The sequence below is a fragment of the Aestuariivirga sp. genome (assembly GCF_046093005.1).
GTDB lineage: Bacteria > Pseudomonadota > Alphaproteobacteria > Rhizobiales > Aestuariivirgaceae > Aestuariivirga.
In genome coordinates, this window is sequence record NZ_JBJTER010000131.1 from 1 (window position 1) to 14,082 (window position 14,082).

The following is a 14,082-nucleotide window of genomic DNA, read 5'->3' on the forward strand; positions in this document are numbered from 1 at the left end:
GCCTTCAGCGGCCACTGAAACGGTTTCTTCGGGCGCCGCCTCGCCATCGGTCAGCCGCACCACGCGCTTTCCGGCGCGCGCCTCGGCCAGCAGCAGGGCGCTGGCGCCGCCATAAGCTTTCTCAACCGCCGGCACGCGCACGGCATCGCGCCGGGCGAGCTCGAGGATGGCGGCCGGGATGGCGGCGTCATGGACGATGACATCGGCTTCCTGCAACTTGCGCTGGGCCTTGAGGGTCAGCAATTCAGGGTCGCGCGCGCCCAGGCTGACGAAGGCGACGCGGCCCTGCGGTGGCTGGGCCTCATCGGCGAACAGGTTTTCGACCCCCGCCAGATAAGCGCAGGAGTCCGCCGCGATATAGGCGTCGCGCACATCGCCGAAGAAGAAGCGCTGCCAGAAGCTGCGCCGCCGGTTACCGGGCGGAATGGCATCCGCCACCCGCTCACGGAGGGTGGCCGCCGCGCCGGCAAGCCCGCCCAAGGCCTGCGGCAGCATGGCGTCGATGCGCGCCCGCAAGCCCTGGCCCAGCACCGGGGCCGTGCCTTCGGTCCCGATCGCCACCACCACCGGATCACGATCGACAATCGACGGCACGATGAACGTCGAAATCTCCGGCTCGTCCACGGCATTCACCGGAATGCCACGCTGCCGGGCATCCGCCGCCACGCGCGCATTGAGCGTTGCATCCGCCGAATAGACAAGGGCGGCGCCGCTCAGCAGCTGCGGATAATAGACCCTGGCGCGCCACATCACACGGGGCTCGGCGGCGAGCTCTTCATGCAACGCCGCGGCAATCACCTGGACGGCGGCCTCGGTCTTCAGAAGCAGCCTGATCTTGCGCAGCGCCTCTTCGCCGCCACCGACCACAACGACGGTCTTGCCGCGCAGGTCCATGAAAACCGGGAAATACCGCATGACGCCTGTTTCCTTTTGATCGTTCGCTCATTCAAACGTTCGGTCTGCCGTACGAGGGACCGGGCACTTGACCGAATTCAATTGAAATTCGGGTCAAAAACCGGCTAACTGAGATCGTAGCGCAGCACCAAACATCCGGGTGTTCGTTTTAACGAACAGAAGTACTAACAACAGGACGGTCAGATGTCAACGCGCCGCGGCAGAAAAGAAACGCCATCAACGGATGGCGATCCGACGCCTGCTCTGGGCAAGACCATCCAGCGGCTGCGCAAGGCCTACAACATGTCACTGGGCGATCTCTCGGAGCAATCCGGGGTTGCCAAGTCGATCATCTCACAAATCGAACGGAACGAGACAAACCCCACGCTTTCAACTGTTTATCGCCTGTCGCGGGCGCTCGACACGACCATTGACGAGGTGCTGCGCAGCGAAGGCCAGCAGGTGTTCCTGGAGCATCAGCTGAAGTCCGGCGTGCCGATCCTCGAGAGCCAGGACGGGCTGTGCCGCCTCGCCATCGCGGGGCCGCTCAACCTGGTCGATCAGGTGCAATGGTATGATTTCCGCGCCAAACCGCGGGGTGTTCTCGAATCCGATCCGCATCCGCCTGGAACGGTAGAGCATCTCTACCTGCTGGCCGGCGAGATCGAAGTCACCTCCGGCGACGAGACCGCCCGTGCGCGGGCCGGCGAAGCGCTGCGGTTCCGGGGCGACCTGCCGCACAAGATCGTCAATATCGGCGACGGCGAAGCGCATGCCACCATGGTTCTGGTGCTGCGTCAGCTGGGCGGGCGCGAGACCGCGTCAGGCTAGCGAAACCGCCCCGTTGGCATGACGCGTGACGCGCCCGGCCAGCACCAGATCCAGCAGCAGGGCCGAAAGGGTGGGCGGGTCGAGGCCAGATTCGCGGATCAGTTCATCGGCGCCGATCGGCGTGGGCGAGAGCAGTTCCAGCACCGCTTCATGGGCCTGGCTGGCGGGCGGCATGGGATCGATCGCCGAGGCTTCCGGTTCGAGGAACGACATCTGCCTGGGCTGGCCTTTTTCGGCGAGCGCTTCCAGCACATCGCGCGACGACATGAGAAGGGCGGCGCCTTCGCGGATCAGCCGGTTGGTGCCCTCGCAGCGCGGATCGAGCGGAAAGCCTGGCACGGCGAACACCTCGCGGCCCTGTTCGGCGGCCAGCCTGGCGGTGATGAGCGAGCCGGAGCGCAGTGCCGCCTCGATGACGATCACCGCCCGCGACAGGCCGGAAATGATCCGGTTGCGGCGCGGAAAGAATTCCGCTTTCGGCTCGGCGCCCGGCAATTGCTCCGAGACGATGACGCCGCGCTCGCCAATGGCGGCGTGCAGCGCGGCATTCTCCGGCGGGTACACCACATCGACGCCGCCCGCCACCACCGCAACCGTGCCTTGCTCCAGCGCCGCCTCATGCGCCGCCGTGTCGATGCCGCGGGCAAGGCCCGAGACGATCACATGTCCCTCGGCGCCGATCTCGCGGGCCAGCTGGCGGGCGAATTTTCGGGCGATTGCCGAGGCGTTGCGGGCCCCGACGATGGCCGCGCCGCTCCGTGACAGCAGGCTGGCATCACCCTTGACGCAGATGACGGGCGGTGCGGTATCGGTCTGGCGGAGGAGCGCCGGATAGTCCGCTTCCGCCCAGGCGATGAAACGCGCGCCAACCCCTGCCGCATTGTCCAGTGCGCGCTGGGCCTCGTCGCGATCGAAGATGCGCGGCGCACGGTTGAGGCCGCTCTTGTGCACGAGGCTGGGAAGTTCGCGCAACGCCTCGGAGGCTGATCCGAAACGCTGCAGCAGCGCGCGGAAGGTGGAAGGGCCGACAGTTTCGGTTTTCGCGAGCCGGAGCCAGTCGCGCCGTTCCTCCTCGCTGAGTGGCGCCGCGCTCATGCGGGTTTTGATTTGCCGATGCGCGGCTCCTCGCCCTTGATGAGGCGGCGGATATTGGCGCGATGGGTGATGAAGACCGCCGCCGCCATGATGGCCGCAGGCAAAATCAGATCGGACCGCCCGAGCAGATAGGCGGCGAGCGGCGATACGGCGCTCGCCGTCAGTGCGGCAAGCGATGAGATGCGGAACAGCCCCGCCATGGCGATCCACACCGCCGCGAACACCAGGCCAAGCGGCCAATAGAGGCCGAACAGCACGCCGATCGAGGTGGCCACGCCCTTGCCGCCCTTGAAGCCGAGCCACATCGGAAACAGATGTCCGAAAAAGGCGGCGAGCCCACCGAGGATTCCGGCCTGCGGCCCGTAGAGCCAAACCAGTAGCAGCGCCGGCACGGCGCCTTTCAGCGCGTCGCAGAGCAGCGTCAGCGCGGCGATTTTTTTGTTGCCGGTGCGCAGCACATTGGTGGCGCCGATATTGCCAGAGCCAATCGCGCGGATATCGCCCAGACCCGCCCAGCGTGACAGCAGCAGGCCGAAAGGGATGGTGCCGCAGAGATAGCCGAACAGCAGCGCGATGATCATGTGCGCGGCGGAGAGGTCCATGCGATCCTCGATACTTGCGATCAGCCCCGAGCGTAAGCGTAAACGCGTTCGCCCGCAACGACCGTTTCAACCGCACGGCCTTCCAGCGTGCGATGTTCGAAGGGCGAGTTCTTGGCGCGCGAGCGCAGCGTATCTTCTTCGACGGTCCATGACAGGTTGGGGTCGACGAGCGCGAAATCAGCGGGCGCGCCGGGAGCCAGCCTGCCGGCTTCAAGGCCGAGGATTTCGGCGGGCCTGGACGACATGGCTTCGACCAGGCGCGAGAGCGGCATCGCCTCGTTGTGATAAAGGCCAAGCGCCGCTGAAAGCATAGTTTCGAGACCGATGGCGCCATAGGCGGCTTCGGCGAAGGGAAGCCGTTTGGTGTCAGCGCTCTGCGGATCGTGACCGGATACGATGACATCGATTGTGCCATCGGCTACCGCCTCAACCAGCGCCCGCCGGTCCTGCTCGCTGCGCAACGGCGGCGACAGTTTGAAGAAGGTGCGGTAGGCGCCAATATCGTTCTCATTGAGGGTCAGGTGATGCACCGAGACGCCGCAGGTGACGGGCAGGCCCCTGGCCTTGGCGGCGCGCATCACCTCCACCGCCTGGCGGCTCGAGATCTGCGCGGCGTGGTAGCGCGCGCCGGTCATCTCGACCAGCCGCAGGTCACGCTCCAGCATGATCACTTCGCTCATCGCGGGGTTGCCGGAGAGGCCGAGCCGGCTGGCCGTTTCACCGGCATTCATGACGCCCGCCGACAGGCTCGGCTCCTCGACATGCTGCACCACCAGAAGCCCGAAATCCCGGGCATAGGTGAGCGCCCGGCGAAAAACATTGGCATTGGCCACCGCCCTTGTGCCGTCGGTGATGGCAACGGCGCCTGCTTCCCTGAGGAGGCCGATTTCGGTCATCAGCTCGCCCGCCAGCCCCTTGGTGATGGCGGCCATCGGCGCCACCCGCACGGAAGCCGTGTCGCGCGCCCGGCGAAGGATGAAATCGACGATCGCCGCATCGTCGATCACGGGCTGGGTGTTGGGCATCACGATCATGGTGGTGACGCCACCCGCCGCCGCCGCTTCGGAGGCGCTGGCCAGGGTCTCGCGGTATTCGTTGCCGGGCTCGCCGGTGAACACCCGCATGTCGATGAGACCGGGAATGAGGGTGAGGCCCGAGCAATCGGAAATCGCCGCGCCGGAACCCACGCTGTCCCGGGTTACCCGCGGGCCGACATCGAGAATCCAGCCATCCTCGATCAGGATGCCGCCCTTGCCGGAAAGCCCCTGCGCCGGCGCCATGATATCAGCGTTGAGATAAGCCCGGCGGTTGTGCTGGTGCCTGGCGCCCGCCTTCATCATCTGCCGCCCCCCGGCAGGTTGCGCGACAGCGCGTCGAGCACCGCCATGCGCACCGCCACGCCCATTTCCACCTGTTCGCGGATCACCGATTGCGCGCCATCCGCCACATCCGAGTCGATTTCAATGCCGCGGTTCATGGGGCCTGGGTGCATGACCAGGGCGCCCGGCCTGGCGAGCCGCAGTTTCTCGGCGTTGAGGCCATAGAAATTATAGTATTCCCGGATCGACGGCACGAAGGCGCCGGTCATGCGTTCCAGCTGCAGGCGCAGCATCATGATGACATCGGCGCCCTCGAGGCCGGTTTCCATCCGGCGGTGAACCTCGACGCCGAAATTGGCGATGCCCGATGGCAGCAGCGTCGAGGGCGCCACCACCCGCACATGGGCACCGAGCTTGCCGAGAAGATGAATGTTCGAGCGGGCCACGCGGGAGTGCATGACGTCACCGCAGATCGCCACGACGAGGCCCTCGAAGCCCTGTTTGTGGCGCCGGATGGTCAGCGCATCGAGCAGCGCCTGGGTGGGGTGCTCATGCTGGCCGTCACCGGCGTTGATGACGGCGCAGGAGACTTTCTGCGCCAGAAGCTCGACCGCGCCCGAGGACGGGTGGCGCACCACGAGGAAATCCGGCTGCATGGCATTGATGGTCATCGCCGTGTCGAGCAGCGTCTCGCCCTTCGACACGGCGGAATTGGCCACCGCCATGTTCATCACATCGGCGCCCAGCCGTTTGCCGGCGATTTCGAAGGAACTCTGGGTGCGGGTCGAGGCTTCGAAGAAGAGGTTGACCTGGGTCCGCCCCTGCAGCACCAACTCCCGCTTGTCGGCCTGGCGGCTCACCCCGACATAGCGTTCGGCAAGATCGAGAAGGCGCAGGGCTTCGAGAGCGGAAATCCCGTCGATAGCCAGCAAATGCTGGCCTTTGAGGAGCGGCGGACGGGGATCGCGGGTCATTAAAACCGGGTGTCTAGGGTCTAATCTTCGACGCCGCAAGCGCGATCTCGACGCTGTGCACATTGTCTATCGGGCAACACCCGCAATATAGAGAACCAGCGGAATGGTCAGAACCGAGACGATGACCTGTAAGGTCAGCATATTGGCGACCATCGGGGCATCGCCGCCCATCTGGCGGGCCAGCACATAGGAACCAGACCCGGTGGGCACCGCGGCGCAGAGCAGCGCCACCGCCAGGGGAACGCCGGACACTCCGAGCATGGTCAGGATGCCACCCATTAGCACTGGCATCACCAGCAGCTTCAGCACGACCGCCGCCGCCACGGGCGGCCATTTCGACACCGCCTCACCGAGCCTGAGACCGGCGCCCACCGTCAGCAGCGCCAGACCCAGCGCGCCGCGCCCGATCATGTCCAGCACCTGCAGCGCCATGGCCGGCAGTTCGAGGCCGCTCAGTTGCCAGGCGACACCTCCCAGCGAGGAGAAGACGAAGGGGTTCCGCAGGATCGACAGGAAGAGCTGACGTGCGGAGATCGCAGCGTCGCGGGCAAAGCACACCATGACCAGCACACAGAGTATGTTGAGCAGAGGCGTCATCGTTGCCGCCCCGACGGCGGCAAGCGGCAGGGCGCCGGCGCCGAACTGCAGCGGCACGATCGCGAAGACAATGAAAGTGTGCCAGCGCGAGGCGCCCTGCACGAGGCTGGTGAACTGCGGGCCATCGATGCCGAGAAGCGCCATCACTGGCCGGTGGAACAAGACCAGCACGCCGATCATGAGGCTCACCGCCAGCATCATGCCGGCGGCCATGGCGAAGACCGGCACATTGCTGAAATCCGCGACCGCGATCTCCTTGAAGATGATCGCCGGGAACAGCACGAAATAGCAGATCTGGTCGAGGCCCAGCCATTGCGCCTCGCCGATCACGTTGAAGCGCCGGAGCGCGGCGCCCGCCAGGATCACGATGAACACCGGCAGCAGCGCCACAAAGATCCCCGTCATCGGAGCGAATCCAGCGCCGCCTGCAAGATCCATGCGGCGGCCAGCTTGTCGATCACCTGATCACGCTTGCGGCGGGAGGCATCGGCGGCGATCAGCATGCGTTCGACAGCGGCGGTGGACAGCCGCTCATCCCAGAAAACGACGGGCACCGGCGATAGCCGGGCGAAGTTCCGCGCGAAGGAGCGGGTGGACTGGCAGCGCGGGCCTTCCGAGCCATCCATGTTGACGGGCAGTCCCAGCACGATGAGACCGATGTCCTCAGCCGCGATGATCTCGGTAAGCCGCGCGGCGTCGAGCGTGAATTTCTTGCGGATGATGGTCTCGATGGGGGTGGCGATGGCCCGTGTCAGGTCACTGGTGGCAATGCCGATGGTCTTCTCGCCGAGGTCGAGGCCCATGAGTCTTTTTCCCGGAGCAAGTCCAGCCATCGCCTCGCGCAGAGTCAGATCGGAGCCAGCCATATCCGCTCCCCTAGCCGATCCGTCTCAGCAGGCAAACCGTGAACTTGCCTTCGCCGTGTCGCCGGGCGATGATCAGGCCTTGAATTGGGAACGTTTATGAAAGCGCAAGCTGACCGTCAGGTTGGGCCGATCGTCGACCAGTTGCCGCCGGGGTCAGTCCCCGACCTGCGGCCGCTCCATGGCCGCTGGATGGTGCTGGAACCGGTCTCGGCTGAACGCCATGCCCGCGATCTCTACGACTCCGTCACGGCAAGCGATCCCGAAGGCACGGTCTGGACCTATCTCGGCTATGGGCCGTGGGAGTCCTTCGAGCAGTTCGAGGACTGGCTACGGCAGCGCGAAGCATCGCGTGATCCGTGGTTCTATGCCTTCAGCCGGCGCGAGGACGGCAAGGCCTGCGGCATGGGGGCCTTCATGCGGGCGGATGCCGCCAACGGGGTGATCGAGATCGGGCATATCTGGATGTCGCCCGGTCTGCAGCAGACGCGCGAGGCCACCGAGGCGATCTTTCTGATGATCCGGCATTGCTTCGACGACCTCGGGGTACGCCGCCTCGAATGGAAGTGCGACGCCCTGAACCAGCCCTCGCGGAAGGCGGCGCTGCGTTTCGGCTTCACCTTCGAGGGCGTGTTCCGGCAGCATATGATCGTCAAGGGCCGCAACCGCGACACCGCCTGGTTCGCCATGCTCGATAAGGACTGGCACCGCGTCAGGGACGCTTTCGAGCGCTGGCTCAGGCCTGAGAACTTCGATGCCAAGGGCCGGCAGAAATCCAAGCTGCAGGTCAGCTGAGATTCCCTCGCCCCCACAAGCGTGGGGAAGAGGGGAAAATCGATGGAACACAGCCGGAACAAACCCCTCTTATTCACAATCCCTCAGGCAGCCATTACCTCCCCTGCACAATGCAACCAATCCGGGAGGAACCGCATGGCGCGCAAGAAATCTGCCCTCGAACACCTCAACAGCGGCCGCGAGCCGCACATCGTCCATCAGATCCCGCGCGGCGCGCCGGGATATGCGGAGGCGAAGGGCGGTTCCATGGTGGTATCGAGTCCGCGCGAGGTCGATGATTTCGTCCGCCAGCTTCAACCCGGCGAGGTCATCACGCTGGACGATCTCCGTGCCGCATTGGCCCGCCGCCACAAGGTGGCGGTGGCCTGCCCGGTCTCGACCGCCATCTTCGCCAACATGTCCGCCCGCGCCGCGGAGGAGCGCCGCGCCCGCGGCGTGCCTCAGGACGATCTCACCCCCTGGTGGCGCGTGCTGAGGAAGGGCGGCTTCCTCAACCCCAAGCTCCCCGGTGGGGTGGAGCGGCAGGCAGCGCTGCTGGCAGCGGAGGGCGCGCGCGTGTCGCCGCTGCGCCGCCAGCTCGCCGTCTACGACTACGCCGACCGCCGTCCGAAGCAGCTGCTGGGCGAGGACTAAACCCAAGTTGCGGCCCGCCGAAGCGAGTGCTATTCGGCGCCCTCGATCAATTTGACAGTGGAATCCCGGATGTCCGTCGATCAGAAGACCGTGAAGCGGGTGGCGCGGCTGGCGCGCCTCAAGGTGAACGAGGAAGACGTGCCGCGCCTTGCGGGCGAGCTCAATGCCATCCTCGGCTTCATCGAGCAGCTGAACGAGGTGGACGTCGCCAATGTCGAGCCGATGACGTCCGTGGTCACCATGAAGATGAAGATGCGGACGGATGAGGTGACGGACGGAAACTATCCGCAGAAGATCGTCGCCAATGCCCCGGCGCAGGAGGATGATTTCTTCATGGTGCCCAAGGTGGTTGAGTGACGCGGATGACCACGCTTACCTCGCTTACCATCGCCCAGGCCCGCGACGGGCTTCGCAACAAGCAGTTCTCGGCGCGGGACCTGACGGAGGCCTATCTTGCCGCCATGGCAAGGGCGCGGGTGCTCAACGCCTATGTGGTGGAAACGCCCGACAAGGCGCTGGCCATGGCCGACGCCTCTGACAAGCGCCTCGCGGCGGGCGACGCGGGCGCGCTCGAGGGCATTCCGCTCGGCATCAAGGACCTGTTCGCCACGGAGGGCGTTCACACCCAGGCCTGCAGCCATGTGCTGAACGCCTTCAAGCCCACCTATGAATCGACCGTCACGGCCAATCTGTGGCGCGATGGCGCGGTGATGCTGGGCAAGCTCAACATGGACGAATTCGCCATGGGCTCGTCCAACGAGACGAGCTACTACGGCAATGTCATCAACCCCTGGCGGCGGCGCAACGCGAACGCAGCCCTGGTGCCTGGCGGCTCGTCCGGCGGCTCGGCGGCGGCGGTCGCGGCGCATATCTGCGCCGCCGCCACGGCGACCGATACCGGCGGCTCGATCCGCCAGCCCGCCGCCTTCACCGGCACGGTGGGCATCAAGCCCACCTATGGCCGCTGCTCGCGCTGGGGGATCGTGGCTTTCGCCTCGTCGCTGGACCAGGCGGGGCCCATCGCGCGCGATGTGCGCGATGCCGCAATCATGCTGAAGTCCATGGCGAGCGTGGACCCGAAGGACACGACGTCCGTCGATCTTCCGGTTCCCGATTATGAAGCGGTGCTGGGCCGTCCGGTGAAGGGCCTGCGCGTTGGCATCCCGAAGGAATACCGCGTCGATGGCATGCCCGCCGAGATCGACGCCCTGTGGCAGACCGGTGCGCGCTGGCTGCGGGAGCAGGGGGCGGAGATCGTCGAGATCTCCCTGCCGCACACCAAATATGCGCTCCCCGCCTATTACATCGTGGCCCCCGCCGAGGCGTCCTCGAACCTCGCGCGCTATGATGGCGTGCGTTACGGGCTCCGCGTGCCGGGCGATGACATCGTCGACATGTATGAGAATTCGCGCGCCGCGGGGTTCGGGCGCGAGGTGCAGCGCCGTATCCTGATCGGCACCTATGTGCTGTCGGCGGGCTACTATGACGCCTATTATGTTCGCGCCCAGAAGGTGCGCTCGCTGATCAAGCGCGATTTCGACGAGGCCTGGAACAAGGTCGATGTGGTGCTGACGCCGGCCACGCCGAGCCCGGCTTTCGCACCCGGCGAAATCACCGATCCGGTGCAGATGTATCTGAATGACATCTTCACCGTCACCGTGAACATGGCCGGGCTTCCCGGCATCGCGGTGCCGGCGGGGCTTTCCTCCGATGGCCTGCCATTGGGCTTGCAACTCATCGGCAAGCCATTCGGCGAGGAGACGCTGTTTCAGACGGCCTATGCCATTGAACAGGCGGCCGGTGGCTATACGGCATCGCCGTGGTGGTGACGGACGCCGGAGCAGACTGGCTGCGGAGCAGGTTCTCCTGCCACGGCAAGCGGGTGCTAGTCACTGGCGCCAGCCGCGGCATTGGTCAGGCGCTGGCCATGGGCTTTGCCCAGGCCGGGGCTGATCTGGTGATCGCCGCCCGCAGCCTCGCCTCGCTGTCTGAAACGGCGGACGGAATAAGGCAGGCCGGGCGCCGCGTTGAACTGCTGGCCTTCGACCAGTCCGATACCGTGGAAATCAAAAAGGCCCTGGCCGGGCTTCGGCCCGTCGAGGTGCTGGTCAACAACGCCGGGGTGGAGGACGTCCGTCCGGCCCTCGAGGTCGATGAGGCGCTGTGGTCCAAGATCGTCGATACCAATCTCAAGGGCGCGTTCTTCGTTGCACAGGCGGTGGCCGCCGGCATGGCGGCGGCGGGGGGCGGCGCCATCATCAACCTCGCCTCGCTGACCTCATTCGTCGGGGTGCCCACCGCCGTTCCCTATGGCGCGTCGAAAACCGGGATCCTGGGCATGACACGGGCGCTGGCCACCGAATGGGGCCCCAAAGGCATCAGGGTGAACGCCATTGCACCCGGCTATTTCCGCACCGCCATGACCGAGGTTTTCTATCAGGATGCCGCCTGGGTCGCGCGGATGACGGCGGCGGTGCCGCTCGGCCGGCTTGGCGCGCTGGATGATCTCGTCGGCGCGGCCGTGTTCCTGGCTTCGCCCGCGGCGGGCTACATCACCGGGCAATGCCTGCCGGTCGATGGCGGCTATCTGGCGGCGATCTGAGCCATGGCCGTGCATCAAGCCGCGGCGCCGGCCGTGAAGGTGAGCGAAGTCTCGATGGTGTTCGGCGGCGGCGCGCCCGCCGTTGACCGTGCTTCCTTCGATCTGCGGCAGGGCAAGTTCCTCACCATTCTGGGCCCGTCCGGATCGGGCAAGACGACGCTGCTGCGCATGATCGCGGGTTTTCTCAAGCCGACGCAGGGCGAGATCATGATTGGCGGCAGGCCGGTGGATGCGCTGCCGCCGCACCGGCGCTCGATCGGCATGGTGTTTCAGAAGCTGGCGCTGTTTCCGCACATGACGGCGGCGGAAAACGTGGCGTTTCCGCTCAAGATGCGGCGCACCGATCCGGCGGCCATTCCGGGCCGGGTGGCGCGCTTTCTCGATCTGGTGCGGCTGGGCGGGCTGGGCGGCCGGCGCATTGATGAATTGTCGGGCGGCCAGCAGCAGCGCGTGGCCATCGCGCGTGCCCTGGTGTTCGAGCCCGAATTGCTTTTGCTGGATGAGCCGCTGGCGGCGCTGGACCGCAAGCTGCGCGAGGAAATGCAACTGGAGTTCCGCCGCATCCAGAAGGAGCTGGGGGTGACCACCATCAACGTCACGCATGACCAGCGCGAGGCCCTGGTGGTGTCCGACGAGATCATCATCATGGACGGCGGCAGCATCAGACAGCACGCCAGCCCCTCTGAGATGTACCGCACGCCGGCAAGCGAATTCGTCGCCCGTTTCATCGGCGTATCAAGCCTGATCCCCGGTATCGCACGGTCTGACGGCTTGATCTGCGAGGGCGTAGCGCTGGCCGGAACCCTGTCCGCCGGGGTTTCGCCCGGCAGGCCCGCCCACGGCGTCATCCGCGCCGAGCAGATCAGGATTTCCGGTTCGGCCAGTGCGCCCGCCGGCTGCGAGACGGTGTGCGAGGGCGCTGTCAGCGACGTGATTTTCGAGGGCGACCGGCTGCTCTATGCCGTGTATGTTCCCGCCCTGTCGCTGACGCTCCAGGTCTATCACCATGACCCCGGCAGCAACGCCGTCTATCAGGCAGGCGATCACGTCAGCCTCGGATGGCGCGGCGCCGACATGTTCGTATTCGAAGCAAGGTCCCGCGAGGGACACCAGAAAAGCAAGGAGGAAGACCAATGACCTACCAATCCAAGACCGTTTCCCGCCGCCAGCTTCTGGCGGGCGGCAGTGCTGCCGTGCTTGCCGCGGGGCTCGGGCCCCGCGCCATGGCGGATGAGCCGGAGAAGCCCGCCGAGATCATCGTGCGCGCCTGGGGCGGCTCGTGGGTCGACTCGCTCAAGGCCGGCGTGTCCGACCCCTTCACCAAGCTCACCGGCATCGCCGTGCGCCATGACCTGACCGAGGACAATGAGATCAAGCCCAAGATCTGGGCGGCGGTGGACCAGGGCCGGGTGCCGCCCATCCACATCAACTGGGACACCACCACCAACGCGACGAAGTCGGCGCTGCGCGGCGTCACCGAGGATCTATCGGACATTCCGAACCTCAAGAATGCCATGGAAACCGCGCGGCCCGTCGGCCTCGACGGCTTCCCGATCATCAACACCTATGGCTATGTCTATGTGCTGGCCTACCGCCCCGAGGCGTTCCCCAACGGCGCGCCGAAGTCTTGGAAGGAGCTTCTCGACCCACGCCTCAAGGGCCGCATCGCCTTCTACAATGACGGCATCGGCCTGCACTTCCCGGCGGTGATCGCCGGCGGCGGCAAGCTCGAAGACATTCCCGACAAGATGCAGCCCGGCTGGGACTTCATCAAGCAGCTCAAAGGTCAGGCGCCGCTGCTGGGCGAGGACCCGGACTTCACCACCTGGTTCCAGAAGGGCGAGATCGACGCCGCCTGCACCATCTCCACCAACGCCCGCGAAGCCAGGAAGAACGGCGTCAACATCGCCTGGACGGTGCCGGAGGAGGGCTGCAAATATGATACCGACGGCCTGTGGATTCCGAAGGGCCTGCCCGCCAATGAGCTCTATTGGGCCAAGCAATACATCAACCAGGCGCTGACCGTCGAATCCCAGCAGATCTGGCTTGATGGCCTCGGCCTGCCGGGCGTCATTCCGGGCGTCAATCCGCCAGCCGACCTGGTGGGCGATCCGTCCTACCCAACCAAGCCGGAGGACTTCAAGAACCTGCTGCGCGTGCCTTCCAAGGTGCAGGTGGAGCATGAGAGCGACTGGTTCGCCACCTTCAAGTCGATTATGCAGGGTTGATTATAAGCCATTGATCAGGCGGCGGGTTCAAGGCCCGCCGCCGCTAATCCACGGGCCTTGATGAATACGCCGCAGCGCTTCCGCTATCCTGTCGCCTGGCGGTTGATGGATGTCCTCGAATGGCTGGCTGACCGCTGCTGGCCGCGAAGCCTGTCACGCTACACCGGCTGGCTGCTCATCATGCCGGCGCTGCTGCTGGTGGCGTCGCTGGTGGTGGGCATGTTCGGCATTGCCGATAATTCGCTGCGCCGCCTCGATGTCGAAACCTTCCGGATGTCGGAGGACTACACGCTCGACAACTTCCGCACGGCGCTTTCAGCCGGGGTTTACCTGAACATCATGTGGCGGTCGCTGCTGGGCGCGCTGCTCACCACCGCGCTGACGCTGCTCCTGGCCTTCCCCTATGCCTATGTGATGGTGCGGACACAGAGCGCGGCCTTGCGCAAGACCCTGCTCATCGCGCTGTTCCTGCCGTTTTTCATCGGCCAGGTGGTGCGCGCCTATGGCTGGCTGATCATTCTGGGCAATGACGGGATCGTCAATCACGCGCTGGGCCTTCTGGGGGTCGAGCCCATGCGCTTTCTGTTCAATTTCCCGGCCGTGGTGTTCGGCCTCGTCCAATACATGCTGCCCTTTGCCGTGCTGATGC

16 protein-coding genes are annotated in these 14,082 nt (G+C 65.6%); 9 read left to right on the forward strand and 7 right to left on the reverse strand.

All coding sequences use genetic code 11. The features are described from left to right. Positions 1-915 (reverse strand): NAD(P)-dependent oxidoreductase (locus ACKOED_RS11555; RefSeq protein WP_408916747.1); only part of this gene is annotated, 915 nt, incomplete at its 3' end. Positions 916-1,098: 183 nt separating this feature from the next. On the opposite strand from ACKOED_RS11555, the gene ACKOED_RS11560 reads away from it, so the two are divergent. Further along, positions 1,099-1,725, forward strand: coding sequence for a helix-turn-helix domain-containing protein (locus ACKOED_RS11560; RefSeq protein WP_408916748.1), 627 nt, complete (start codon positions 1,099-1,101; stop codon positions 1,723-1,725). Here ACKOED_RS11560 and dprA read toward each other — a convergent pair. The 6 genes from dprA to ruvX form a co-directional block, all read right to left on the reverse strand. Beyond that, positions 1,717-2,820: a DNA-processing protein DprA gene (gene dprA / locus ACKOED_RS11565; protein WP_408916749.1), complete on the reverse strand. Its 1,104-nt coding sequence runs from the start codon at positions 2,818-2,820 to the stop codon at positions 1,717-1,719. The genes ACKOED_RS11560 and dprA overlap by 9 nt on opposite strands. Continuing rightward, positions 2,817-3,422, reverse strand: coding sequence for a glycerol-3-phosphate 1-O-acyltransferase PlsY (gene plsY / locus ACKOED_RS11570; protein ID WP_408916750.1), 606 nt, complete (start codon positions 3,420-3,422; stop codon positions 2,817-2,819). The genes dprA and plsY overlap by 4 nt, the downstream gene beginning before the upstream one ends. 20 nt (positions 3,423-3,442) lie before the next feature. Beyond that, on the reverse strand, positions 3,443-4,762 hold the full coding sequence (gene pyrC / locus ACKOED_RS11575; RefSeq protein WP_408916751.1) for a dihydroorotase: 1,320 nt from the start codon (positions 4,760-4,762) through the stop codon (positions 3,443-3,445). Next, complete coding sequence (locus ACKOED_RS11580; RefSeq protein WP_408916752.1) at positions 4,759-5,715, reverse strand: aspartate carbamoyltransferase catalytic subunit; 957 nt, start codon at positions 5,713-5,715, stop codon at positions 4,759-4,761. The genes pyrC and ACKOED_RS11580 overlap by 4 nt, the downstream gene beginning before the upstream one ends. Before the next feature lie 66 nt (positions 5,716-5,781). After that, positions 5,782-6,717, reverse strand: coding sequence for an AEC family transporter (locus ACKOED_RS11585; protein WP_408916753.1), 936 nt, complete (start codon positions 6,715-6,717; stop codon positions 5,782-5,784). Beyond that, positions 6,714-7,178 carry a Holliday junction resolvase RuvX gene (gene ruvX, locus ACKOED_RS11590; RefSeq protein ID WP_408916754.1) on the reverse strand — a complete coding sequence of 155 codons (465 nt, stop codon included), beginning with the start codon at positions 7,176-7,178 and terminating at the stop codon, positions 6,714-6,716. The genes ACKOED_RS11585 and ruvX overlap by 4 nt, the downstream gene beginning before the upstream one ends. 96 nt (positions 7,179-7,274) lie before the next feature. On the opposite strand from ruvX, the gene ACKOED_RS11595 reads away from it, so the two are divergent. The 8 genes from ACKOED_RS11595 to ACKOED_RS11630 form a co-directional block, all read left to right on the forward strand. Beyond that, positions 7,275-7,970, forward strand: a complete 696-nt coding sequence (locus ACKOED_RS11595; RefSeq protein ID WP_408916755.1) for a GNAT family N-acetyltransferase — start codon at positions 7,275-7,277, stop codon at positions 7,968-7,970. 135 nt (positions 7,971-8,105) lie between these two features. Continuing rightward, on the forward strand, positions 8,106-8,603 hold the full coding sequence (locus ACKOED_RS11600; RefSeq protein ID WP_408916756.1) for an MGMT family protein: 498 nt from the start codon (positions 8,106-8,108) through the stop codon (positions 8,601-8,603). A gap of 69 nt (positions 8,604-8,672) precedes the next feature. Next, positions 8,673-8,960, forward strand: coding sequence for an Asp-tRNA(Asn)/Glu-tRNA(Gln) amidotransferase subunit GatC (gatC, locus tag ACKOED_RS11605; RefSeq protein ID WP_408916757.1), 288 nt, complete (start codon positions 8,673-8,675; stop codon positions 8,958-8,960). 5 nt (positions 8,961-8,965) lie between these two features. After that, positions 8,966-10,432, forward strand: a complete 1,467-nt coding sequence (gatA, locus tag ACKOED_RS11610; RefSeq protein ID WP_408916758.1) for an Asp-tRNA(Asn)/Glu-tRNA(Gln) amidotransferase subunit GatA — start codon at positions 8,966-8,968, stop codon at positions 10,430-10,432. Then, complete coding sequence (locus ACKOED_RS11615) at positions 10,429-11,205, forward strand: SDR family oxidoreductase (RefSeq protein ID WP_408916759.1); 777 nt, start codon at positions 10,429-10,431, stop codon at positions 11,203-11,205. Before gatA ends, ACKOED_RS11615 begins: the two co-directional genes overlap by 4 nt. A 3-nt stretch (positions 11,206-11,208) precedes the next feature. Beyond that, positions 11,209-12,342: an ABC transporter ATP-binding protein gene (locus ACKOED_RS11620; protein WP_408916760.1), complete on the forward strand. Its 1,134-nt coding sequence runs from the start codon at positions 11,209-11,211 to the stop codon at positions 12,340-12,342. Continuing rightward, entirely contained in the window at positions 12,339-13,433 is a 1,095-nt protein-coding gene (locus ACKOED_RS11625; protein WP_408916761.1) for a PotD/PotF family extracellular solute-binding protein, read from the forward strand. The genes ACKOED_RS11620 and ACKOED_RS11625 overlap by 4 nt, the downstream gene beginning before the upstream one ends. A gap of 60 nt (positions 13,434-13,493) precedes the next feature. Further along, a partial coding sequence (locus tag ACKOED_RS11630) for an ABC transporter permease (RefSeq protein WP_408916762.1) occupies positions 13,494-14,082 on the forward strand: 589 nt, incomplete at its 3' end.